The organism is Robertmurraya phoenicis (genome assembly GCF_047302285.1).
In the GTDB taxonomy this organism is placed as follows: Bacteria; Bacillota; Bacilli; order Bacillales; family Cytobacillaceae; genus Robertmurraya.
The window spans coordinates 4,371,949-4,392,785 of the sequence record NZ_CP154845.1 but is presented as its reverse complement, the minus strand read 5'-3'; the positions used below and the strand labels follow the sequence as shown (position 1 = coordinate 4,392,785).

Here is a 20,837-nt window from a genome sequence, read left to right as displayed (position 1 = left end):
ATATAAATATGGTAAAAAGTATAAAAAAATTGTATACCCAAAATATCTTGATTGGTATAACGGCGGCTTTTATAGCATGTACGGGTCCAGTTATCTTTATCATAGATGCTGCTGATTCAATGGGCTATAGTGAAAGAGAATTAATATCTTGGGTGGCATCTATTTATACTTTTGGAGGTATAGCAAGTTTCTTGTTGACGATGTACTTTAAGATGCCACTAATTGGTGCACACTCATTAGCAGCGGTTGCGTTTATTGGTGCCTCTGCTGTGCACTATTCATTATCTGAACTAGTCGGTAGCTTTGTTATTTCAGGTATCATTATTATTATAATTGGGACAACAAATCTGTTTAATAAATTGATTAAATATTTACCAGTACCTCTAATCGATGCAATGCTAGCTGGATTATTAATGAACTACATGTTCAAGGTTATACCTGCGATAACAGAACTTCCAATAGTTGGATTTAGTGCAGTTGTTGGTTTTTTTCTAACTCCATTATTATCAAAACAAATACCAAGATTTATAGGGGCTCTTTTCACAGGAACAGTAGCATTACTTATCGTATATCAACCCTTTTATGTCGAGTCAATTCAAGTAATATTTCCTGAATTAATTACACCAAGCTTTTCTTTTGTAAGTATTATTTCTCTATCGATTCCGATGGTATTTCTAATCTTGAGTAATGATACTGCTGTGGCGTTATCTTCATTAAAAAGAAATGGTTATGATCCTCCGATCTCAAAAACTATCATAGTGTCTGGGGTCTTCACGACCATTGCTAGCTTTTTTGGAGGGCATGCCGCAGGAGTTGGTGGAATGACCACCGCATTATGTAGTAGTCCGGAAGTTGGTGCTAAGGAAAAGAGATATCAAGCAGCGATAGTTGGTAGTATATTAATTATGCTGTTTGGTCTCTTTGCTTGGTTTACTGTTCCGTTGATTGTAGTTTTACCAAATTCCTATATTTCTATAATTGCTGGGTTTTCCTTGATTGGTGTTTTAACATCGAGTATCCATTCTTCATTTAAGGATAGTAAATTTTATTACTCAGCAACATTTACTTTTATAATTTCATTATCAGGAATTTCAGCATTTCAAATTTCCTCTGCTGTTTGGGCATTGATAGTAGGATTTATTACTATGAAGATTTTAAAAGAGGGGCAATCGAATGAAATTTCAGATCCGCAATTAGCAAAAAAATCAAAGGGAATTTGAGAAGTACTTACTTTGATAATATGAGAGTATTTATGTTCTGTAATTGAGAACTCGATTTATAATCAAAGAATATATTTTATAACAAAAAGAAGGCTATTCATTTAGCCTTCTTTTTGTTATAAATCACATTTACTTTAAATTAATTGAATTTATAGGAAGAAAACATCTTCTTCTCTTATAAACTTCAAATTACCTTTTAACTCCTGCCTGTGCACAAGAAGTACGTTCTACAATTGTTGGTGTTAATGTTCGATTCGGTGGAATGTTACTAGGTTCATTAATATAGCTTAATAACGTTTCCACCATATTTTGAGCAATTTGCTCAACGGGTACTCCGACACTTGTTAAAGGAATCTCCATATTATCCATTTGAGGGATATTGTCATAACTAATGACAGACATATCCTTTGGAATTATATAATTAGCCTGTCTTAGTGCATGGACAACCCCAGAACTAATATCGTAACTAGTTCCAATGATGGCAGTTGGCTTACAGGTTGATTTTAAAAGTCGGTTTGTTGCCATAAAACCATCATACCACTCAAGACCACCTGTATTAATCAAGTTGTGACTACTGACTTTTAGTCCGAATTGTTTCATCGCTTGTTGGAACCCGTGATATTTTTCAATTTGTCTTTCATCAAGGGGGGTAAAATCACCCAAAAAGGCAATGTTCTCATGGCCTAGGTTATATAAGTATTCAACAGCTAAATTCATTGCTTGTCGATAATTTACGTCAATGATAGGAAAAGACTTATCTTTACTAACCCCATAAGACACCCCAGGCATAGGGAAAGAGCTCGGCATCTCAACGTTATGATCATTAAACACAATGACACCATCTACTTGAAAACGTTTAAACATTTCAATGGAATTATGGATAGAGTTAATAGAAAGAATCATAGAATAGTTATTCATGCTGATGACTTCGTTGAGCTTCGTTACTAAGGCAGAAGGTGCAACTCGTTCTAAAGTTGGCCAAATTAGTCCGATGACATTTGATTGTTTATTCACAAGTCTACGAGCAGCGTAATTGGGTTCATACCCTAATTCCTTTGCTTTATTGATAATTTTTTCTTTTGTTTCTGGTTTGACAAGTGGACTATCATTTAATGCCTTAGATACAGTTGAATAACTAACACCTATTTGATTTGCAAGATCTTTTATTGTTATCGTCATATGAGCCACCAAGTTTTTATAGTATTTATATTACTAATGTTATAAAATAATAACGTTGTTAAAAATACCCTTTAAATATGTTGATACCATTATTTTTACAGTAAACAGATAAAATGTCAACGTTCTCATTCATAAAATATACACTTTTAATTATTAAAAAAAGGTTGAAAAAGATGTTTTTATTAGATAGAATAAATTTTGAAATAACAACGTTGTTAATTTAAAGGAAAAATGGTTAAAAAAGTAGAGATAGTGAAAACTCTTTATTTTTTTACATCTGATGAAAGCGGTTCCTAATTGTGACGAAATAATGAAAATTACATGATTAATAACTGCTTCTATTTTTCGTAGTAGCTATAGTCGAAATCTTCTTAATTAAAACTCTATTAGAGGGGGAAATGTTATGAAAATGAAAAAATTATTATCTATCGCAGCAACAGGAGTATTGTCTCTATCATTATTAGCAGCTTGTTCGTCTGAAAGTGGTGGGAATGAAAATTCAAATGCGGATAGCGAAAAGGCTGTATCATTACGATTAGCACACAACCAACCAGAGGACCATCCAATTCATACTTCATTAATGGAATTTTCAAAGCTTACTGATGAAAATTCTGAAGGAAATGTGAAAATTGAGGTTTTTCCAAATGGTCAATTGGGACAAGAACGTGACGTGATTGAACTTGTTAAGTCGGGTACACTTGATATGGCAAAAGTAAGTGCTGGTGCACTAGAGGCTTTTGATGAAAATTTCACTATTTTTTCACTTCCATATGTTTTTCAAAGTCAAGAGCATTACTATAACGTAATGGATAATAGTGAAGCAGTTCAAGAAATTTTCGAAGGAACTAGAGATGATGGTTTTGTAGGTATCGGTTGGTATGATTCAGGTCAACGTAGTATTTATACAACAGATAAAAAAGTAGAATCTCCTGCTGATATGAAAGGTTTGAAAATTCGTGTACAAGAAAGCCCAACTTCAATTTCAATGATTGAAGCAATGGGTGGAGCACCAACTCCAATGTCATTCGGTGAAGTGTATACATCTCTTCAACAGGGTGTATTAAACGGCGCTGAGAACAATGAAACAGCATTAACAAACAATAAGCATGGTGAAGTATCTAAAGCTTACACTTACACAGAGCACCAATATGTTCCAGATGTATTAATTATTAGTACGAAAGTGTTAGATAAGTTATCAGAGGACCAATTGAAAGCGATTCAAGATGCGTCGAAGGCTTCATCTGAAAGTCATAAAGGTGTTTGGGCAGAAGCGGTTGAAAAGTCAATAAAAGAATCAGAAGAAATGGGCGTAACATTCTATACAATTGATAAGCAAGCTTTCATTGATGCTGCAACTCCACTTCATGAGGAATATAAAGAGAAAAGTGCAGAAAACCAAAAGTTTTTTGATGATTTCCAAAGTTACATTAAATAAGTAGAGAATTCGATGGGCCTTTATTTTCTACCCTTATTAGGTGAAAAAAAGGCCCTTAAAAATATATAAGTGGGTGACGGTCCTATGAAAAAAATCGTGGATGGGCTTACAGCATTTTTAACCTGTTCATTAATGATTGTGATGGTCCTTGTTGCATGTTGGCAAGTGTTTACTAGATTTGTGTTAGGGTCTCCTAGTACGGTGTCGGAAGAGTTTCTGAGATATGCCTTGATTTGGTTGACCATGATTGGTTCTGCGTATGCTTATGGAAAAAAGAAGCATTTGGCCGTTATCTTTGTTGCTCGTAAAATTCCAGAAAAATACCAAATTTTTGTTAACTTGATTGTTGAGGCATTCGTTCTATTATTCATCGTTGTGATTCTTCTCTTCGGAGGATCAAAAGCTTATCAAAACGCAGTGGGCCAAGTGTCATCTGCTTTAGGTATACCAATGGAGTATTTATATTTAAGTTTGATTGTGTCAGGGGTTTTATTCCTTTTCTATTCTGTTCTCAATTTAGCAGAATATTTCAAGAAACATAAAAAACTTTCACAAATCAACTAAATGAAATGGACATCTTTTAGATTCGATTCTATTGATAGGGAGTGACACTATGGCTTTGCAGGCGGGTCTTGTATTAGTTCTTGTATTTATCATTATGCTTGTTCTAAGCGTGCCAATTTCGGTAAGTATTGTTATTGCTTCGATGGCAGCTATTTTAACCGTTTTGCCAATGGATATGGCAATCTTTACGGCTTCACAGAAAGTGGTAACTGGACTTGATAGTTTTACCTTGTTAGCTGTACCTTTCTTTATTCTCTCGGGAATCTTAATGAATAATGGGGGGATTGCTGAACGACTAATCAATTTTGGGAAAATTCTAGTGGGAAGAATGCCAGGTTCCTTGGCGCATACAAATGTGGTGGGGAATATGCTTTTCGGCTCTCTTTCAGGTTCATCGGTTGCGGCTGCAGCAGCGATTGGTGGGGTTATGGGACCTTTGCAAAAGAAAGAAGGGTATGACCCGAAATTCTCAGCTGCTGTCAATATTGCTTCAGCGCCAACTGGATTAATTATTCCTCCAAGTGGAACATTGATCATCTATTCTTTAGTATCTGGAGGAACGTCAGTAGCTGCTCTTTTTATTGCTGGATATCTACCGGGAATTTTATGGGGACTAGCTTGTATGGTTGTTGGTTTTATTATTGCGAAACGTAGAAAATACCCTGTCTCTGAAAGAGTACCTTTTAAGGTAGCGGTTAAAACGTTTATCGATGCAATCCCTAGTTTAATGCTGATTGTTATTGTGATCGGCGGAATATTAGGTGGGTACTTTACGGCGACTGAAGCATCAGCTGTTGCTGTTGCTTATACATTTATTTTGGCTATGGCGTACCGTGCAGTTAAAATAGTTGATCTTCCGAAAATTATTATGGAGGCAGTTCAGATCACGTCTGTTATCATGCTTCTTGTAGCAGCTTCTTCCGTAATGTCATGGGTTATGGCGTTTACTGGAATTCCAACGGCAATTAGTGAATTTATTATGGGGATTTCTGATAACCCAATTATTATTCTTTTGATCTTAAACATTTTCTTATTGTTTATTGGAACATTTATGGATATTACACCAGCGGTACTAATATTTACACCGATTTTCTTACCGATTGTCACATCGTTTGGAATGGATCCGATTCATTTTGGAATCTTGCTTGTTCTAAACTTGAGTATCGGGAATATCACACCTCCTGTTGGCAGTGCCCTTTTTGTTGGTGCAAGTATTGCCAATTTAGATTTAGAGGATGTTATTAAACCGATGTTACCGTTCTATGCAGCGATCATTATTGTATTGCTACTAGTGACTTATATACCGGAAATAAGTATGTTTTTACCGAAATTAGCTGGATATTAATAAGTTTAGAAACTTGAAATATTTGAAAATACTCATTACACATGTAATGCTAGTTGACTATAAATAGAGGTGAGCAAATGTCTTTAAGAGAAACTTATCCATTTCAGCATGTTGATAAAAGAAATAACACAATTACATTTCAATTGGAAAATTCTAATGTAATGGCAAGAGTGTTTGTGCTAGAACAGGATCTGATTCGAGTGATGATGACCCAAGGGAATGACCCTAAGATTAAAAATACGTGGCTTGTTGCACCTGGCATGGACGATGTTCCCTTAAATGGAAGAGATCGCTTTGACCTTTCTCCATTTTCATTGCCGGAATTTCAAGTTCAAGAAAGCGAACACCAATTTGCGATTGAAACTGAAAAGGTTAGACTGCAGATTCAATTAGACGGATTTAAGATTACTTGGTTCGCAAAAGATGAAGATGGAAATGTTCAACAAATTGCAGCTGACCGTCCTACTCAAGCTTATAACTTTGATGGTTCATTAGGAGAAGGGATTTACCATTATTTACAGCGTACAAATGATGAACAGTATTTTGGACTCGGTGAGAAAGCTGGAGAAATGGATCGTTATGGGAAACGTTATAGAATGCTTAGCGTGGATCCGATGGGCTATGACGCTCAACATACAGATCCGTTGTATAAGCATATTCCGTTCTATATCACGCGGAATAAGCAATCAAACGTCTCATTTGGCATCTTCTATGATAATATGGCCCAAAGCATTTTTGATATGGGCAATGAGATGGATAACTACCATGGTTGGTATCGTTACTATCAATCTTTCGATGGGGATTTAGATTACTACATTATACTAGGTCCTGAAGTGAAAGATGTTGTAAAAAAATACTCTTGGCTAACTGGAAAAACCATTTTTGCTCCTAAGTGGAGTTTTGGTTACTCTGGTTCCACGATGACATACACAGATGCACCTGACGCTCAAAACCAACTAAAAAAATTCATTGAAGAATGTGAAGAACATGATATTATCTGTGATTCCTTTCAATTATCTTCTGGATACACATCAATCGGTGATAAACGTTATGTATTCAACTGGAATACGGACAAGTTTCCGGATGCAAAAGGTTTTATCAACGAATACCATGAAAAAGGTGTTCGACTTTGTGCCAATATTAAGCCTGCGTTATTAAAGGATCATCCTGTTTTTAATGAATTGAAAGAGAAAAAGATGTTCATTATGGATGGTGCTGATGCTCCTGAAATTGTACAGTTTTGGGATGAAGTTGGTTCTTACGTAGATTTTACGAATGAAGAGTCTGTTAAGTGGTGGAAACAACAAGTTACCAAACAGCTATTAGAATATGGAATTGATTCGACGTGGAACGATAACAATGAATTTGAAGTTTGGTCAAAGGACGCAACGGTGAATGGATTTGGGGAAAGACTAAACTTTGAATCTGTACGTTCTCTTCAGCCGCTTCTGATGATGAAAGCATCTTATGAGGCGCAAAGAGAATTTGCTCCTGAAATTAGACCTTATTTAATATCAAGATCTGGAAGTCCTGGGATGCAGCGTTATGTACAAACATGGTCAGGTGATAATTATACGAGTTGGAAATCTTTAAAGTACAACATTAAGATGGGTCTCGGGTTAAGTCTCTCTGGTATTTATAATATTGGTCATGATATTGGCGGATTCTCAGGGATGGCTCCTGAGCCAGAATTACTCGTAAGATGGGTGCAAAATGGGGTTTTCCATCCGCGTTTCACTATTCATTCTTGGAATGATGACAAATCGGTCAATGTCCCATGGATGTATAAAGAAACAACAGGGCTTATCCGCGATCTAATAAAGTTCAGACATCGGATTACGCCTTACTTATATACAGCTTTATACAATGCTCATGAAAACTATGAGCCGATTCTTCGACCTACTTTCTATGAATTTGAAAGTGATACTAAAACATTTGAAGAGAACGATGACTTCATGTTAGGTGAATCTATGCTTGTTGCTTCGGTTGTGGAGAAGGGCCAGACGGAAAGACCGGTATATTTACCAAAGTATGAGGGTGGTTGGTATAACTTCCATACGTCTGAGTGGTATGAGGGAGGTCATACTGTTATAGTTCCTGCGCCGTTAGAATACAATCCTTTATTGATTAAAGGAGGAAGTATTATTCCGATAAATGATGCCTACTCTTCATTTGAAGGTAAAGAAAAAGATGAGAGAGGATTCTTGTTATTCCCGCATAAAGAAACAGGAGCAGCTTTCTTCAAACTTTATGAGGACGATGGAATATCAGCTAATTATCAAGAAAACCATACCTTTGTTTCACTGCAAATGAATGTTGATTCTGAATCAATTCAGGTAAGTTATAAGATTGAAGGGGAGTACAAACTTCCTTACGATGCAATTCGCTTTTATTTGCCAAAATACGAACAACGAAAACTGTATGTAAATGGACAGAAAATAGACCAAGTTGATGGTGGGTATTCTGTAGTCTTATAAATCATCCAAGCCTCAAGTGATGCTTAATCTCTTGAGGCATTAACGTTTTTTGGATAAGCGGCCATTTAAATACGAAAGTAACGGAGGTTAATATGAAGTTTTTAACGGATGATTTTCTATTAAACACAGAAAGCGCAAAAGTACTATATCACGATTATGCGAAACAAATGCCTATTTACGATTATCATTGTCACTTAAGTCCGAAGGAAATAGCCGAAGATAAACGATTCAATAATATAACGGAAGTATGGTTAAATGGGGACCATTATAAATGGCGTGCGATGAGAGCATTTGGTATTGAGGAAAAATATATAACTGGCGAAAGTGATGACAAAGAGAAATTTCATAAGTGGATACAAACGATTCCTTATACGATGGGAAATCCTTTGTATCATTGGGCTCATTTGGAGTTAAGTCGTTATTTTAATTATACTGATGCCGTTAAAGAGGAAAATTGGGAAGAGATTTGGGAGCACTGTAATCAAGTTGTTCAGTCTGAAGATTTTTCGGTGAGGAATTTGATAAAAAAAAGCAATGTAAAGGTTATTGGGACTACAGACGATCCGGTTGATACATTGGAATATCATAAGCTAATTGCTGAAAATGAGGATATCGATACGAAAGTTCTTCCGTCTTTCCGTCCAGATAAAGGGCTTGATATTCGAAAGCCGACCTTTAAAGAATATATGACTCATTTGGGACAAGCGGCAAATATGGACATTAACGGCTATGGCGACTTTTTAAAGGCGCTAGAGAACAGGGTTCAATACTTCCATGAACACGGCTGTCGAATTTCTGACCACGGGTTTGAGTATTTACCGTATAGTGAGTCAACATTAGAGGAATTAAAAGTTATTTTTACAAAAGCCCTAAATGGTGAATCGATAACGAAAGAAGAAGAAGACAAACATAAAACGTATACGTTGAGATTCTTAGGTGAGCTATACCATAAATTTGGTTGGGCTATGCAATTGCATATTGGACCGATTCGAAATAACAACACAAGAATGTTCAATTTATTAGGAGCGGATGCTGGTTTTGATTCTATTAATGACTTTGAACTTGCACGTCCCCTTAATCAATTTTTAGATAGCCTGGAAATTAACAACACTTTGCCTAAAACAATCGTTTATACATTGAACCCTATGCATAATGAATTGATTGCTAGTACGATTGGGAATTACCAATCAAGTGAGATAAAGGGGAAAGTCCAGTTTGGAACTGGCTGGTGGTACAATGACCAAAAAGAAGGCATGATTGAACAGATGAAAGCACTAGCAAATGCTGGTCTCTTAAGCCTGTTTGTTGGGATGTTAACAGATTCACGGAGTTTCCTATCCTATACAAGACATGAGTATTTTAGAAGGATTCTCTGTCAGTTATTTGGTAATTGGATTGAAGAAGAGGAGCTACCTCGTGACTATGAATTTGTCGGTAAAATCATACAGGATATCTCTTTTAATAATGCAAACAGATATTTTTCTACTAAGGTAGAGAGGTAGTTATTAATCAATCAATTTCGATAGTAAGACTACGACTAATTCGTGAGGTAGATATGTAATGAAAAAAAAGATTTTAACAATAGGAGAGGCGATGGGTTTATTTGTCGCGGATGAAGTTGGAGAGCTTGAGGATGTTAAGAAGTTTACGAGATCCATTGCTGGAGCGGAACTAAATGTTAGTGTGGGACTGGCTCGATTAGAACATGATGTATATTATGCAACCCAAGTGGGAGATGATCCCCTTGGAAAATCAATTAAAAAGTATATTGAAAAAGAGAACATCAATAGCCATTTTGTTTTTCAAAGTGATGAGTACTTAACCGGACTGCAAATCAAAGAAAAAGTATTGACTGGTGATCCGCATGTAGCGAACTTTCGAAAAAGTAGTGCTGCAACGAAGCTCAACGTAGAAAAAATAGAGAAAATCAATTTCTCTACCTTTGATTACATTCATCTTAGCGGGGTCTTTTTGGCATTGTCACCTGAAACAAAGGCTGTGTCCCATTTTTTCGCTGAGGAAGGTAGAAAAAATGGAGCGTACATTACTTTTGATCCAAACCTTCGACCGCATTTATGGAACAGTGAGGAAGAAATGGTCAAGAGCATAAATGAATTAGCTGCAAAATCTGATGTTGTTCTCCCTGGTATTTCAGAAGGAAAGATTCTAACTGGTTACACTGAACCAGAAGAGATTGCCGATTTCTATTTAACAGGAAACACAAAACTCGTTGTGATTAAGCTTGGTGAGAAGGGTGCTTATGTTAAAGGGAAGGAATATGAGGGGAAATACATTAAAGGCTTTAAAGTAGAAGAGATTGTAGATACGGTTGGAGCTGGAGATGGATTTGCGGTCGGAATTGTAAGTGGGTTGGCAGAAGGCTTATCGATTGAAAATACGGTCATTCGAGGAAATGCCATTGGAGCAATTCAACTTATGTCATCAAGTGATAATGAAGGTTTGCCATCTCGAGATAAGCTAGAAAAATTTATTCAAACGTCCGATTGATATTTTTTGTAAATAAAGCAAATGCTCAATTTATCACATGAGACGATTAATGATGCTAGGAAGGGTAGGAATAAAAAATGAAAAAACTCAATACATTGCAGCAGATCTCTAATAATGCAGTGGTAGCAGTGATACGGGCCGATTCTTCTGAGGAAGCAATCCTTATTTCAAAAGCTTGTATTGAAGGAGGCATTACCTGTGTAGAGATTACGTATACTACGCCCGATGCTGATGCGGTAATTAAGAGTTTAGTAGCTGAATATAAAAATGATCCAACCGTTGTTGTTGGAGCAGGTACTGTATTGGACGAAACGACAGCCAGACTAGCAATTATGGCTGGATCAGAATTTGTGGTTAGTCCTGCCTTTAATAAAGAGGTAGCTCTTCTCTGTAATTTATATGCGATTCCGTATATGCCTGGATGTATCACGATTAAGGAAATGCAAGAAGCATTAACTTACGGGGTGGATGTCATTAAGCTATTCCCAGGAAGTGCAGTTGGTCCTGATTTTGTAAAGGCTGTAAAAGCGCCGTTACCACAAATTAATATTATGCCAACAGGTGGAGTTAGCCTTAACAATATTCAAGAATGGATCGACAATGGCTGTGTAGCTGTTGGTATTGGAGGCAACTTAGTTAATGCTGCGAAGGCTGATGGAGATTATACAAAAGTGACTGATTTAGCTCGACAGTACGTTGAAAAAGTGAAACAAACAAGAAAAAGCCAAAATTAATAAAATTATTTTTTGATAAATTTTGTATATAATTTTCAAGAAAAATTAATTATGAAACATAGCTAATACATTGAGGAGTGGATTTAGATGAACATGTCATGGAGATGGTACGGTGAAGGCAATGATTCAATTACCCTTGATCATATTCGCCAAATACCAGGTGTAAAAGGAATTGTTTGGTCTTTACATGATAAAGTTGCTGGTGAAGTATGGGAAATGGAAAGAATTCAAGAGGTTGCTGACCAAATTCGTAGCAAGGGTTTTAGCCCAGAAGTTGTTGAAAGTGTAAATGTTCACGACGATATTAAAATTGGTTTGCCAAGCCGAGATAAGTATATTGATATTTATATCGATACCATTAAGAAATTATCTAAAGTAGGTGTAAAAGTAATTTGCTATAATTTCATGCCAGTATTCGACTGGACAAGAACTGAATTATATAAGGAACTTCCAGACGGTTCAAATGCATTGTTTTATGAAAAAGCTGCCATTACAGATGATCCAAAAGAAATGGTTAATCGAATTCTTGAAGGTGCTGGCGAATTTACGATGCCTGGATGGGAACCTGAACGTTTGGAAAAGCTAGATGATTTATTTAAATCTTATGAAGGAGTAACGGATGATATCCTTTTCGATAACTTGAAATACTTCCTTGAAAGAGTGATTCCTGTTTGTGAAGAATACGATGTGAAAATGGCCATTCATCCTGATGATCCAGCTTGGCCTATTTTTGGGTTACCACGTATCATTCGCAACAGAGACTATATTCGTAGATTTCTTAATCTAGTTGATAGTCCTTATAATGGTTTAACGTTCTGTACAGGTTCATTAGGCTCTAATCCAGCTAATGATTTACCAGCTATGATTCGCGAATTCCATGATCGTATCCATTTTGCCCATATCCGTAATGTAAAAGTTTTTGAAAACGGAGATTTCATTGAAGTATCTCATCGTGGACAAGACGGTAGTGTCGATGTATACGAATGTCTTAAAGCTTATCATGATAATGGCTTTACTGGAATGATTCGTCCTGACCATGGTCGTCATCTTTGGGGAGAGGAAAAGAATTCTCGCCCTGGATATGGCTTGTTTGATAGAGCGCTGGGAATTATGTACATGTTGGGAGTATGGGATAGTCTTGAAAAGAGAAAGGCAGGAAATTAAAGATGTTACGTTTAACAAGAAACAGTATCACGACTGAAGCTGATGCTTGGAATAAAGCAGATGTTAAATTACCTGAATTTGATTTCGAGCAAATTGCCCAAAATACACAGGAAAAGCCAGAATGGGTTCACTTTGGTGCTGGGAATATATTTCGAGGTTTTATCGCCAATGCACATCAAAAGTTGCTTAACGAAAAGTTAGCGGATACGGGAATTATCGCAGCAGAAACATTCGATTTTGAAATGATTGACAAGGCATATAAACCTTATGATAACTTAACTTTACTTGTGACGATGAAATCAAATGGTGAGTTTGAAAAAACGGTCATCAATAGTATTGTAGAGGGGATTACGGCAGATAATAGCCGCCCTGAAGATATTAATCGTCTTGTTGCTATTTTTGAAAATCCTAGCCTGCAAATGGCAAGCTTTACGATTACTGAAAAAGGCTACGCCCTAACGAATCCTGCTGGTCAATACTTGGGAGTAGTTGAAAAAGATATCGAAAATGGATTGGAACAACCACTCCATGCGATGAGTATTGTTACGTCTCTCGCTCATCGTCGCTATTTGAAAGGTCAATATCCGATGACATTTGTCAGTATGGATAACTGTGCCCATAACGGGGATAAGTTAAAGCACAGTGTGGTAACGATGGCGAAAGAATGGCAAAAAAGAGGCTTTGTCGAGGAAGGTTTTGTTTCCTATCTATTGGATGAGAGTAAAATTACATTCCCAGTATCAATGATTGATAAAATCACACCTCGACCATCTGAGATAGTTAAGGATGCTCTGTTAACTCAGGGAATTGAAGATATGGATGTCATAGTGACTAGCAAGAATACGTACACAGCACCATTCGTTAATGCTGAAGTCAGTGAGTATCTTGTGATCGAAGACAAGTTTACAAATGGAAGACCTGCCTTAGAAAATGCAGGAATTATTTTTACAGATAGAGAAACAGTTAATAGCATCGAAACAATGAAGGTAACGACTTGCTTAAATCCATTGCATACAGCACTTGCTGTTTCTGGTTGTTTACTAGGGTACACGTTAATTGCGGATGAAATGAAAGATGCTACATTAAAGAAGTTCGTTGAAACGATTGGCTACACAGAGGGATTAAAAGTAGTAGTAGACCCAGGCATTATTAGTCCAAAGGCTTTCTTAGATGAGGTACTAAACGAACGATTCGTAAATCCATATATTCCAGATACACCTCAACGAATTGCAACAGACACCTCACAAAAAGTAGGGATTCGATTCGGGGAAACCTTGAAGGCTTATGCGAAGAGAGAAGATTTAAACCCTGCTGAATTAACTGCGATTCCGTTGGCGATTGCAACATGGTGCCGTTATCTCTTAGGTGTTGATGATAAAGGCAATGAGTTTACACTTAGCCCAGATCCACTACTGGAGGACCTTCAAGAAACTTTAGCTGGAGTTTCTCTTGGTGCTCAAACGTCTAATGTAAAATCGATATTGTCTAACGAATCCATTTTCGGGATTAACTTATACGAGATTGGTGTCGGAGAAAAAATTGAAGCTATGTTCTATGAAATGCTTGCAGGACCTGGAGCTGTCCGTATTACTTTAGAAAAATATATTGGATAGTAAAAAACTTTAGCCCTTTTTTGAGGGCTAAAGTTTTTTTGATTGGATATTCTAATCGAATTAAGAACTCTAGTTATCTCTCACAAGCCCAATTGTCCTTATCCCGATCCATTTTTGATTGGTAGGCTGGGTGATTGGAAGCAACCCCGTTAGGGTAAACTTTTCTTAATTCAGTACAATTAGCAAAATTCTCAGGGGTATTAACTGTGGATGCTGTTTTTTGACTAGAACTCTCACTGCCAGAATTTGAATTACTAGTAGAAGTATTACTCGAAGCCGTTTTGTTAGTTGTTGTAATACTGTTTGATGATTGTGAAGTAGTATTGCTTGCAACTTGATTATTTAAAGTAGTAATTTCATCTTCTAAAGATTTATTTTTCTCTTCAAGTTCCGCTATTTTCTGATTAAGGCTCTCATTTTCCAATTTGGCTGTTTCTGCATCCTCAACTTTGGACGAGAGTTCTTTGAATTCCTTGTCTAACTTTTCTTTTTCTGAAGTTAAGGTTTTAATATTTGTCTGATATTCCTTCAATTCATCTTGCAGCTTTTTGTTTTCCGACATGAGATCTTCGTTAGTTTGCTGAGCTTCAGTTAATTGATCTTGGAGTCCGGTATCCATATTAGTTCCACCAATTATAAGCATTAAGAGCCCAACAATTAGAGATGGTAAAAATATTCTTTTGGATAATGAGGTCTCTCTATTTCTGATTTTGCGAATAAAATGAAACAGCAGGTAAAGTAATGAAAATATGAAAAGTAAAAAACCGATAATGGCCATTGCTACCATACTTGTCCCTCCAAAGATAATAGAATATGTTAGATTAATATAAATCGTTGACTTATATGGTAAAATTATACACAATTTAATAATTGTGTCAATTATTCATCTATTAAGTCTTATTATCAATTGGATATATAATATAAATCTTTAAAAGCTAGTCATTTATGTTAAAGATTCCGCACTCTCTTTCATAAAAGTAAAAACTTCCTTATTAGAAAAGTCTTCTTCACAATAATTCAGGCCTTCACAAGCAAAGTAGAGATGTTCCAACCAATCGAGGTCGTTTTGCTGCATGGCTTCTGTACATTCTTTTTCTATAAAGGGAAGGGCAATTTCTTTCCCAAGTTCACGAAATAATTCGATAGCCTCAAAGGCACCAGGCCAATTCCAATCTTGGAGTAATTTTGCCAAGTTAGGAAGAGCCTTTTTATTTTGTGGGTAGCCCATTTTTTTCAACACATATACTCCGTTTTCCCAGCACTCCTTGCCATATTTCGGGAGAATCATGTCCGCTTTATTTGGGTCAATTTTTAATAATATTTCAATGGCTGTCTCTTGATTTTCCTTTGGTAAAAGCCAATTTAAATTATAAACATAGTATAAAATTTCCTCGTTTTCTAACTCGATAAAATGAGTCATTCTATCACCTCTACTGACATTCATTCAAACCTACTATATCACAAAGAAAAAACAACTTAGTGATTATAGGAAAGGGGAAATTAATGTTATCATAGTCTATATGATTAAAATCGACAAAGTTCGGGGGTGAGCGACAAGTGGGATATAATTATTTTGTTTTTGTAGGGCTAATTGCAATCAGTTGTTGTCTTGCCTATATCGCTGTGCTGGCATGGAGAAAAAGAGAAATTCCGGTAGCCTATTTTTTTTTCTTAGGGATGTCCGCAAGTACTCTTTATACATTTGGATATGCTTTTGAAATCATTAGTACCAATATGGAACAGATAAAGTTCTGGCTTAAGATTGAATATATCGGCATCTCCTTTGGAACCCTTTTATGGTTTTATGCCATCGCTTTTTACACCAACAGTAGAGTATTCCTTCGTAAGTGGCTCATATTGTTTCTAGCAATTGTGCCCACCCTCACCTTTGTAAGTCATTATACAAACGACTGGCACTATTTATTTTATCGGACGATGGTCATCGATGAATCAGAAGGGTTCCCACTGCTATCAGCCGTACCTGGGCCTTTCTATATTCTCCATTCGGTCTTTAATTACCTTCTTGTTTTCATTGGAATGGGCATGCTAATTCGCATGTATAAAAAAACAGGGAGTCATATGAAGAAGCAAGTCCTCTTACTTTTCATTGGTTCATGTGGGCCTTACGGAATTACCCTTATCTATTTGCTTAACCTCATTGATACACCAATTGATATTGCTCCGATCGGATTTCTCTTCTCTGGAGTGTTTTTCATGTGGGGGATTCATCAGTACGATATGTTCAAATTGCTTCCCCATGCATATGAAAAAGTGTTTGAATCTATGAAGGAAGCGGTTATCGTTGTTGATCCCGATTTTCAAATGACATCTTTTAATCGGTCTGCGAAAAAAATATTCAATGAATTAGGAAATAAGAGAGTAATCGGACAGCCGATCCAGGAGATCTTTTATTCCCAACCAATCCTTGTTGAATTGTTAACCGAAAAAGGTTCCATTCAGAGAAAAGTAAAGCTAGAAGACGATTTTGCTTCAAAGTATTTTCAAGCATACTCCTCCCATATTCGAGATAAAAGAGAAAACCCTGTCGGAAAAATGCTCTTGTTAAATGATATTACAGAGGAAGTTCATGCTGAAGAGAAACTTCTTAAACATTCACAACAATTGAGAGAATTAAATGCCTTCAAGGATAAGATGTTTACCGTTGTTGCTCATGATATTCGGGATCCTCTTTCGATTCTCATTAATTTAATGGAGATATTAAAAGAAGATTTAAAACGGTTGGGCGAAAATCAGGATGAAGTTGTTGTTGAGATGGATAAACAAATTCAAAGTACGTTTTCACTTGTTGAAAATTTGCTTGATTGGTTTAGAAGTCAAAAGGGGGGGATGGTTTTCAACCCTGTCGTATGGAATTTGTCACGGACGATCGAACGAACCATTGGATTGCTGCAGCCCAAAATTGAGCTTAAGAACATCAAAGTGATTTCTAATATTTCGCAAGAAACTTCCGTTTATGCAGATAAAGAAATGCTGGAACTCATTATACGAAACCTCCTGAGCAATGCGCTTAAATTCACGGACAATCATGGCAGCATTTTTTTAAATGCGAAAGAAGTGGATGAAAAAATCATCATCTCCATTAAAGATACAGGGAAAGGAATACCTCCAGAACAAGCGAAATCGCTGCTCCAGGATCATGTGTATCCGATTTCCTCAACAGGAACAGCAGGAGAGCGGGGGATTGGAATTGGACTGACACTGTGTAGAGATTTTGTGCAAATCAATGGAGGAGAATTTTGGTTTGAGAGTGTTCAAAACGAGGGAAGTATTTTTTATTTTTCAGTGCCGATTGGTTATCGAGAGAAGGCTTCTAGTTTAATACCAACTACTCAGAAAGGATGAACATGGGATGAAGGTAATGATGATTGATGATGAAAAAGCAATGCATATTATAATGAAACGAATGTTATCCAAAATTGGTGAGGTTGAGATTGTGGGAGCTTTTCAGGATACGGAAACGGCTTTTTCATTTCTGCAAAATGAGGAAGTGGATATCGTTTTTGTGGATATTAGCATGCCAAAAGAAAGTGGCCTTGATTTTGCCAAACGGTTAAGGGAAATTCATCCCCAAATAAAACTCGTTTTTGTGACCTCTCATAAAGAATACGCACTATCCGCTTTTGACGTTTATGCCTATGATTATATGATTAAACCGATTTCTCAAAAAAGAATCGAAGAAACAGTAAGACGCGCCTTAGTTGAGGAGCAAATCGAAAAAGTAGAGCCACTTCCTCCGCTTATTGAGCCACTAACGAATCGAGAAGAGGAAATTATGGAACTGATCGGACAGGGCCTGACCAACAAACAAATTGCTAAAACATTTGATGTGACTGAAGGAACAGTGAAAAACCATCTCGTCAACATCTTTGGAAAACTACAAGTGAAAAATCGAGTACAAGCCATCGTTATGGCCAAACAGTATAAGCTAATTTAAGTCATGGAGATCGCTAGGAACTCAATTTTTTTTGTAAAATTACGCAAACCATTACTTTAGTTACATAACCTTTGTCCTATTAGTCTATATAATTTCCCCTATGGAGACAGTAATTTTGACAACATTCTACAGGTTTTTTTGTAAAAAAATGTAGATGAAAATGGAAAGAGGGGAACAAAATGAAGAAAACTAAGGGGTTTATACTTGTCCTTATTTTAGGATTAGCTTTACAATTAGGCTTTGCTCAATCAACGAAGGCAGCAGAGGATGAAATCGTTGTATTTGAAGATGAAAACTTAGAAAATGCGATTTTTGAAGCTCTAGGTTATCCAGAGAGTATTACGCAATCAGATCTTGAAAGTCTAGAATACTTAAGCATTTATGGAAATAAAATAACAAGCCTTGAAGGTTTACAGAATGCGAAGAATTTGACATCTCTTATGATTTATCAAAGTGCGATCACGGATTTTACTCCGATTAGCGAGCTTACGAAATTGCAGTCTATCAGTCTAAATAATATCGGTGAAACAAAGAATCCGAATATCATAGAAACTTTTGCGAAGCTGACAAACTTAACTAGCATAGACTTAAGTGGATTTGGGATAAAGGATGTTACACCATACGCTAATTTGAAAAATGTAACGATGTTAACTTTGAGAGATAACAGCATTACGGATATCTCACCATTAAAGGGATTAACAAATTTGACTTGGTTAGATGTGTCTGGGAACAATATTTCCGATATCTCAAAATTACCAAATGTATCTATTCTATCTCTTGATAACAACCAAATTACTACTATCAACCCACTCTTTGATTTACCAGCTATAGAAACTTTGTCATTATTAGGAAACCCATTTATTCTTAGCAAAGGGTCTTCTGCCTATGAAGGCATTCAAAAGTTATTGAAAAATGGCGTGAATGTCGTGCTTAACCCTGAGGACGTTTTCAAATTGAGAACAAAAAATGTTACTGATAACTCGATTACAATAGAATGGTCCATCTTAGAAAATACGACGCAAATGGCCGACATGGGATTTACCGTATCATTAGATGGGAAACAAGTGAAAGTAATTGAAGACAAAACGGTAAGAGAATATACTTTTACCAATTTAACAAAAGGGAAAGAGTATGAAGTGAGCGTAGAGTTTGGTTTCAACTACGGACAGTATGGTGGACCAGAAACTGCTACACTTAAAGTGAAAGCCGAAGGACCAAAAACAACGGTTGTGAAGCCAGTGGTGAGTGGAAACAAAGCAACGATTTCGAATGAAAATATTCGTGCAGCTGGATTCAATGGACAATTGGTTATTGATGTAAAAGATTTGAATGATAAGCAAGTCCATGTAGCATTAACAAAAGATCAAATTCAAATGCTTCAAGATAATAATATTAAGGTTGAAGTGGCAAGAGCAGATGTTTCTGTTCAAATCCCAGCAAGTGTTTTAGGGAATGGAGAAGACGTAAACCTTGTCGTTGAAAGATTGGAAAAAGCTGACGGTGCCGTTGGAGCTACGTATGACTTCACAATTGAAACAGCATCAGGAAATATTTCGCAGTTTGCAGTTCCAGTAACTCTTACATTCCAAGTAGATAAAGCAGGGGTTAAAGATGCTAAAGTATGGTATTACAACCCGACTACAAAGGAATGGGAGAAAATAGGTGGAACGTTTGCAAATGGTGTCGTGACAGCAGAAACAACTCACTTTAGTACGTATACCGTTTTTGAAGAAGAGGTTTCTTCTGAGCCGGTAACTTCTGGAAATGATGAGTCTGAAAAATCATCTGAAACATCACCTGAACAAGAGTTAGGACCAAGACTTCCAGATACTGCAACAAATACAATGAACTTCCTCATCTTTGGAGGACTGCTCTTATTGTTAGCTGCAGGTATCCTTTTTTATCAAATGAGAAAAGAAAGAGTATAACATCTATGATTCCTCTCCGATGATCGTAGGAGAGGGTTCATTTGTTTGAGATAAGTATGGTTTTAAAAGGAGTTGAATGTGATGTTTGCGATGAAAAAAAAATCCAGGCTTGTTGTGATTGTCCTTTTACTAGCAGGTGTCATGTTGATTGGTTACGGCTCGTGGCAAATCGTACATAGTAAGACGGCCCAAGCGAAAGCTCTTGATATAGCGAAATCGAAAACTCTATCCGGCGCAGGGCAAGAGAAAGTGATTCCGACAAAAGTGTTTCCTAAAGAGATAAAAGAAGGGGACATATTTGGTCTCTTACAAATTCCCAAGATCAAAGCAGAGCTACCGCTCATAGAGGGTACAGGGGATGAGGAACTTGAACAAGGGGTGGGGCATTTTCTTGGTACGGCTTTCCCGGCTCAAAACGATCAAATTGTCTTATCTGGTCATCGTGATACCGTATTTCAAAATTTGGGTGATCTTGTTGTCGGCGATCAGATTATGATTGTGATGCACAATGGTACATTTACGTATGAGGTAAAAAGTACAGACATTGTCGATGCAGATGATCGGACGGTCATTCGTACAACGGCACCAAATGAAGTGCTCACGTTAACGACCTGTTATCCATTTCATTTTGTCGGAAATGCCCCTGAACGATATATTGTGTATGCGGAACCGGTGTTTTGAATACAGACTGGCTGAGGATGCTCCTAAAATTTGG

Annotated in this window: 16 protein-coding genes and 1 pseudogene; 14 read left to right on the top strand and 3 right to left on the bottom strand. The window is 36.6% G+C overall.

Annotation, left to right across the window (positions count from 1 at the left end; translation table 11 throughout):
• The first annotated feature begins 8 nt into the window (after nt 1-8).
• The gene (locus AA0X71_RS21890; protein WP_413357390.1) at nt 9-1,220 is read left to right on the top strand and encodes a benzoate/H(+) symporter BenE family transporter; all 1,212 of its coding nucleotides are present in this window, start codon (nt 9-11) and stop codon (nt 1,218-1,220) included.
• A 189-nt stretch (nt 1,221-1,409) separates the two neighbouring features.
• Here AA0X71_RS21890 and AA0X71_RS21885 read toward each other — a convergent pair whose 3' ends face one another.
• Nucleotides 1,410-2,399 (bottom strand): LacI family DNA-binding transcriptional regulator, encoded by a 990-nt coding sequence (locus AA0X71_RS21885; protein WP_413357388.1) that lies wholly within the window; start codon nt 2,397-2,399, stop codon nt 1,410-1,412.
• A 403-nt stretch (nt 2,400-2,802) separates the two neighbouring features.
• On the opposite strand from AA0X71_RS21885, the gene AA0X71_RS21880 reads away from it, so the two are divergent.
• The 9 genes from AA0X71_RS21880 to AA0X71_RS21840 all read left to right on the top strand — a co-directional run bounded on the left by AA0X71_RS21880 (nt 2,803) and on the right by AA0X71_RS21840 (nt 14,239).
• Complete coding sequence (locus tag AA0X71_RS21880) at nt 2,803-3,834, top strand: TRAP transporter substrate-binding protein (protein ID WP_413357386.1); 1,032 nt, start codon at nt 2,803-2,805, stop codon at nt 3,832-3,834.
• A gap of 84 nt (nt 3,835-3,918) precedes the next feature.
• Nucleotides 3,919-4,398: a TRAP transporter small permease gene (locus AA0X71_RS21875; protein WP_413357385.1), complete on the top strand. Its 480-nt coding sequence runs from the start codon at nt 3,919-3,921 to the stop codon at nt 4,396-4,398.
• A gap of 49 nt (nt 4,399-4,447) precedes the next feature.
• The gene (locus tag AA0X71_RS21870) at nt 4,448-5,743 is read left to right on the top strand and encodes a TRAP transporter large permease (protein WP_413357383.1); all 1,296 of its coding nucleotides are present in this window, start codon (nt 4,448-4,450) and stop codon (nt 5,741-5,743) included.
• Between the two features lie 77 nt (nt 5,744-5,820).
• On the top strand, nt 5,821-8,220 hold the full coding sequence (locus AA0X71_RS21865; protein WP_413357381.1) for a TIM-barrel domain-containing protein: 2,400 nt from the start codon (nt 5,821-5,823) through the stop codon (nt 8,218-8,220).
• 92 nt (nt 8,221-8,312) lie between these two features.
• The gene (gene uxaC, locus AA0X71_RS21860; protein WP_413357379.1) at nt 8,313-9,722 is read left to right on the top strand and encodes a glucuronate isomerase; all 1,410 of its coding nucleotides are present in this window, start codon (nt 8,313-8,315) and stop codon (nt 9,720-9,722) included.
• A gap of 58 nt (nt 9,723-9,780) precedes the next feature.
• Nucleotides 9,781-10,728 (top strand): sugar kinase, encoded by a 948-nt coding sequence (locus AA0X71_RS21855; RefSeq protein ID WP_413357377.1) that lies wholly within the window; start codon nt 9,781-9,783, stop codon nt 10,726-10,728.
• Nucleotides 10,729-10,805: 77 nt separating this feature from the next.
• A complete protein-coding gene (locus tag AA0X71_RS21850; RefSeq protein ID WP_413357376.1) occupies nt 10,806-11,462 on the top strand; it encodes a bifunctional 4-hydroxy-2-oxoglutarate aldolase/2-dehydro-3-deoxy-phosphogluconate aldolase in 657 nt (218 codons plus the stop codon).
• 87 nt (nt 11,463-11,549) lie between these two features.
• Nucleotides 11,550-12,626 (top strand): mannonate dehydratase, encoded by a 1,077-nt coding sequence (uxuA, locus tag AA0X71_RS21845; protein ID WP_413357374.1) that lies wholly within the window; start codon nt 11,550-11,552, stop codon nt 12,624-12,626.
• Nucleotides 12,627-12,628: 2 nt separating this feature from the next.
• Nucleotides 12,629-14,239 carry a mannitol dehydrogenase family protein gene (locus AA0X71_RS21840; RefSeq protein ID WP_413357372.1) on the top strand — a complete coding sequence of 537 codons (1,611 nt, stop codon included), beginning with the start codon at nt 12,629-12,631 and terminating at the stop codon, nt 14,237-14,239.
• Between the two features lie 73 nt (nt 14,240-14,312).
• On the opposite strand, the pseudogene AA0X71_RS21835 reads toward AA0X71_RS21840, so the two are convergent.
• Both AA0X71_RS21835 and AA0X71_RS21830 read right to left on the bottom strand, forming a co-directional pair.
• Nucleotides 14,313-14,432, bottom strand: a pseudogene (locus AA0X71_RS21835) (excalibur calcium-binding domain-containing protein); the annotation flags it as partial.
• 750 nt (nt 14,433-15,182) lie between these two features.
• Nucleotides 15,183-15,659, bottom strand: coding sequence for a hypothetical protein (locus AA0X71_RS21830; protein ID WP_413357370.1), 477 nt, complete (start codon nt 15,657-15,659; stop codon nt 15,183-15,185).
• Nucleotides 15,660-15,796: 137 nt separating this feature from the next.
• Here AA0X71_RS21830 and AA0X71_RS21825 point away from each other — a divergent pair, with 137 nt between their 5' ends.
• From AA0X71_RS21825 to AA0X71_RS21810, 4 genes are all read left to right on the top strand, one after another.
• Nucleotides 15,797-17,602 carry a histidine kinase N-terminal 7TM domain-containing protein gene (locus AA0X71_RS21825; RefSeq protein WP_413357368.1) on the top strand — a complete coding sequence of 602 codons (1,806 nt, stop codon included), beginning with the start codon at nt 15,797-15,799 and terminating at the stop codon, nt 17,600-17,602.
• 7 nt (nt 17,603-17,609) lie between these two features.
• Complete coding sequence (locus AA0X71_RS21820) at nt 17,610-18,194, top strand: response regulator (RefSeq protein WP_413357366.1); 585 nt, start codon at nt 17,610-17,612, stop codon at nt 18,192-18,194.
• Nucleotides 18,195-18,373: 179 nt separating this feature from the next.
• Nucleotides 18,374-20,122 carry a leucine-rich repeat domain-containing protein gene (locus AA0X71_RS21815; protein WP_413357364.1) on the top strand — a complete coding sequence of 583 codons (1,749 nt, stop codon included), beginning with the start codon at nt 18,374-18,376 and terminating at the stop codon, nt 20,120-20,122.
• Nucleotides 20,123-20,203: 81 nt separating this feature from the next.
• Nucleotides 20,204-20,803 carry a class D sortase gene (locus AA0X71_RS21810; RefSeq protein ID WP_413357362.1) on the top strand — a complete coding sequence of 200 codons (600 nt, stop codon included), beginning with the start codon at nt 20,204-20,206 and terminating at the stop codon, nt 20,801-20,803.
• Nucleotides 20,804-20,837: the final 34 nt, after the last annotated feature.

Coding starts and splice junctions, on each gene's coding strand:
- AA0X71_RS21890 (WP_413357390.1), top strand. CDS start 9: ATGGTAAAAAGTATAAAAAAATTGTATACCCAAAATATCTTGATTGGT.
- AA0X71_RS21885 (WP_413357388.1), bottom strand. CDS start 2,399: ATGACGATAACAATAAAAGATCTTGCAAATCAAATAGGTGTTAGTTAT.
- AA0X71_RS21880 (WP_413357386.1), top strand. CDS start 2,803: ATGAAAATGAAAAAATTATTATCTATCGCAGCAACAGGAGTATTGTCT.
- AA0X71_RS21875 (WP_413357385.1), top strand. CDS start 3,919: ATGAAAAAAATCGTGGATGGGCTTACAGCATTTTTAACCTGTTCATTA.
- AA0X71_RS21870 (WP_413357383.1), top strand. CDS start 4,448: ATGGCTTTGCAGGCGGGTCTTGTATTAGTTCTTGTATTTATCATTATG.
- AA0X71_RS21865 (WP_413357381.1), top strand. CDS start 5,821: ATGTCTTTAAGAGAAACTTATCCATTTCAGCATGTTGATAAAAGAAAT.
- uxaC (WP_413357379.1), top strand. CDS start 8,313: ATGAAGTTTTTAACGGATGATTTTCTATTAAACACAGAAAGCGCAAAA.
- AA0X71_RS21855 (WP_413357377.1), top strand. CDS start 9,781: ATGAAAAAAAAGATTTTAACAATAGGAGAGGCGATGGGTTTATTTGTC.
- AA0X71_RS21850 (WP_413357376.1), top strand. CDS start 10,806: ATGAAAAAACTCAATACATTGCAGCAGATCTCTAATAATGCAGTGGTA.
- uxuA (WP_413357374.1), top strand. CDS start 11,550: ATGAACATGTCATGGAGATGGTACGGTGAAGGCAATGATTCAATTACC.
- AA0X71_RS21840 (WP_413357372.1), top strand. CDS start 12,629: ATGTTACGTTTAACAAGAAACAGTATCACGACTGAAGCTGATGCTTGG.
- AA0X71_RS21830 (WP_413357370.1), bottom strand. CDS start 15,659: ATGACTCATTTTATCGAGTTAGAAAACGAGGAAATTTTATACTATGTT.
- AA0X71_RS21820 (WP_413357366.1), top strand. CDS start 17,610: ATGAAGGTAATGATGATTGATGATGAAAAAGCAATGCATATTATAATG.
- AA0X71_RS21815 (WP_413357364.1), top strand. CDS start 18,374: ATGAAGAAAACTAAGGGGTTTATACTTGTCCTTATTTTAGGATTAGCT.
- AA0X71_RS21810 (WP_413357362.1), top strand. CDS start 20,204: ATGTTTGCGATGAAAAAAAAATCCAGGCTTGTTGTGATTGTCCTTTTA.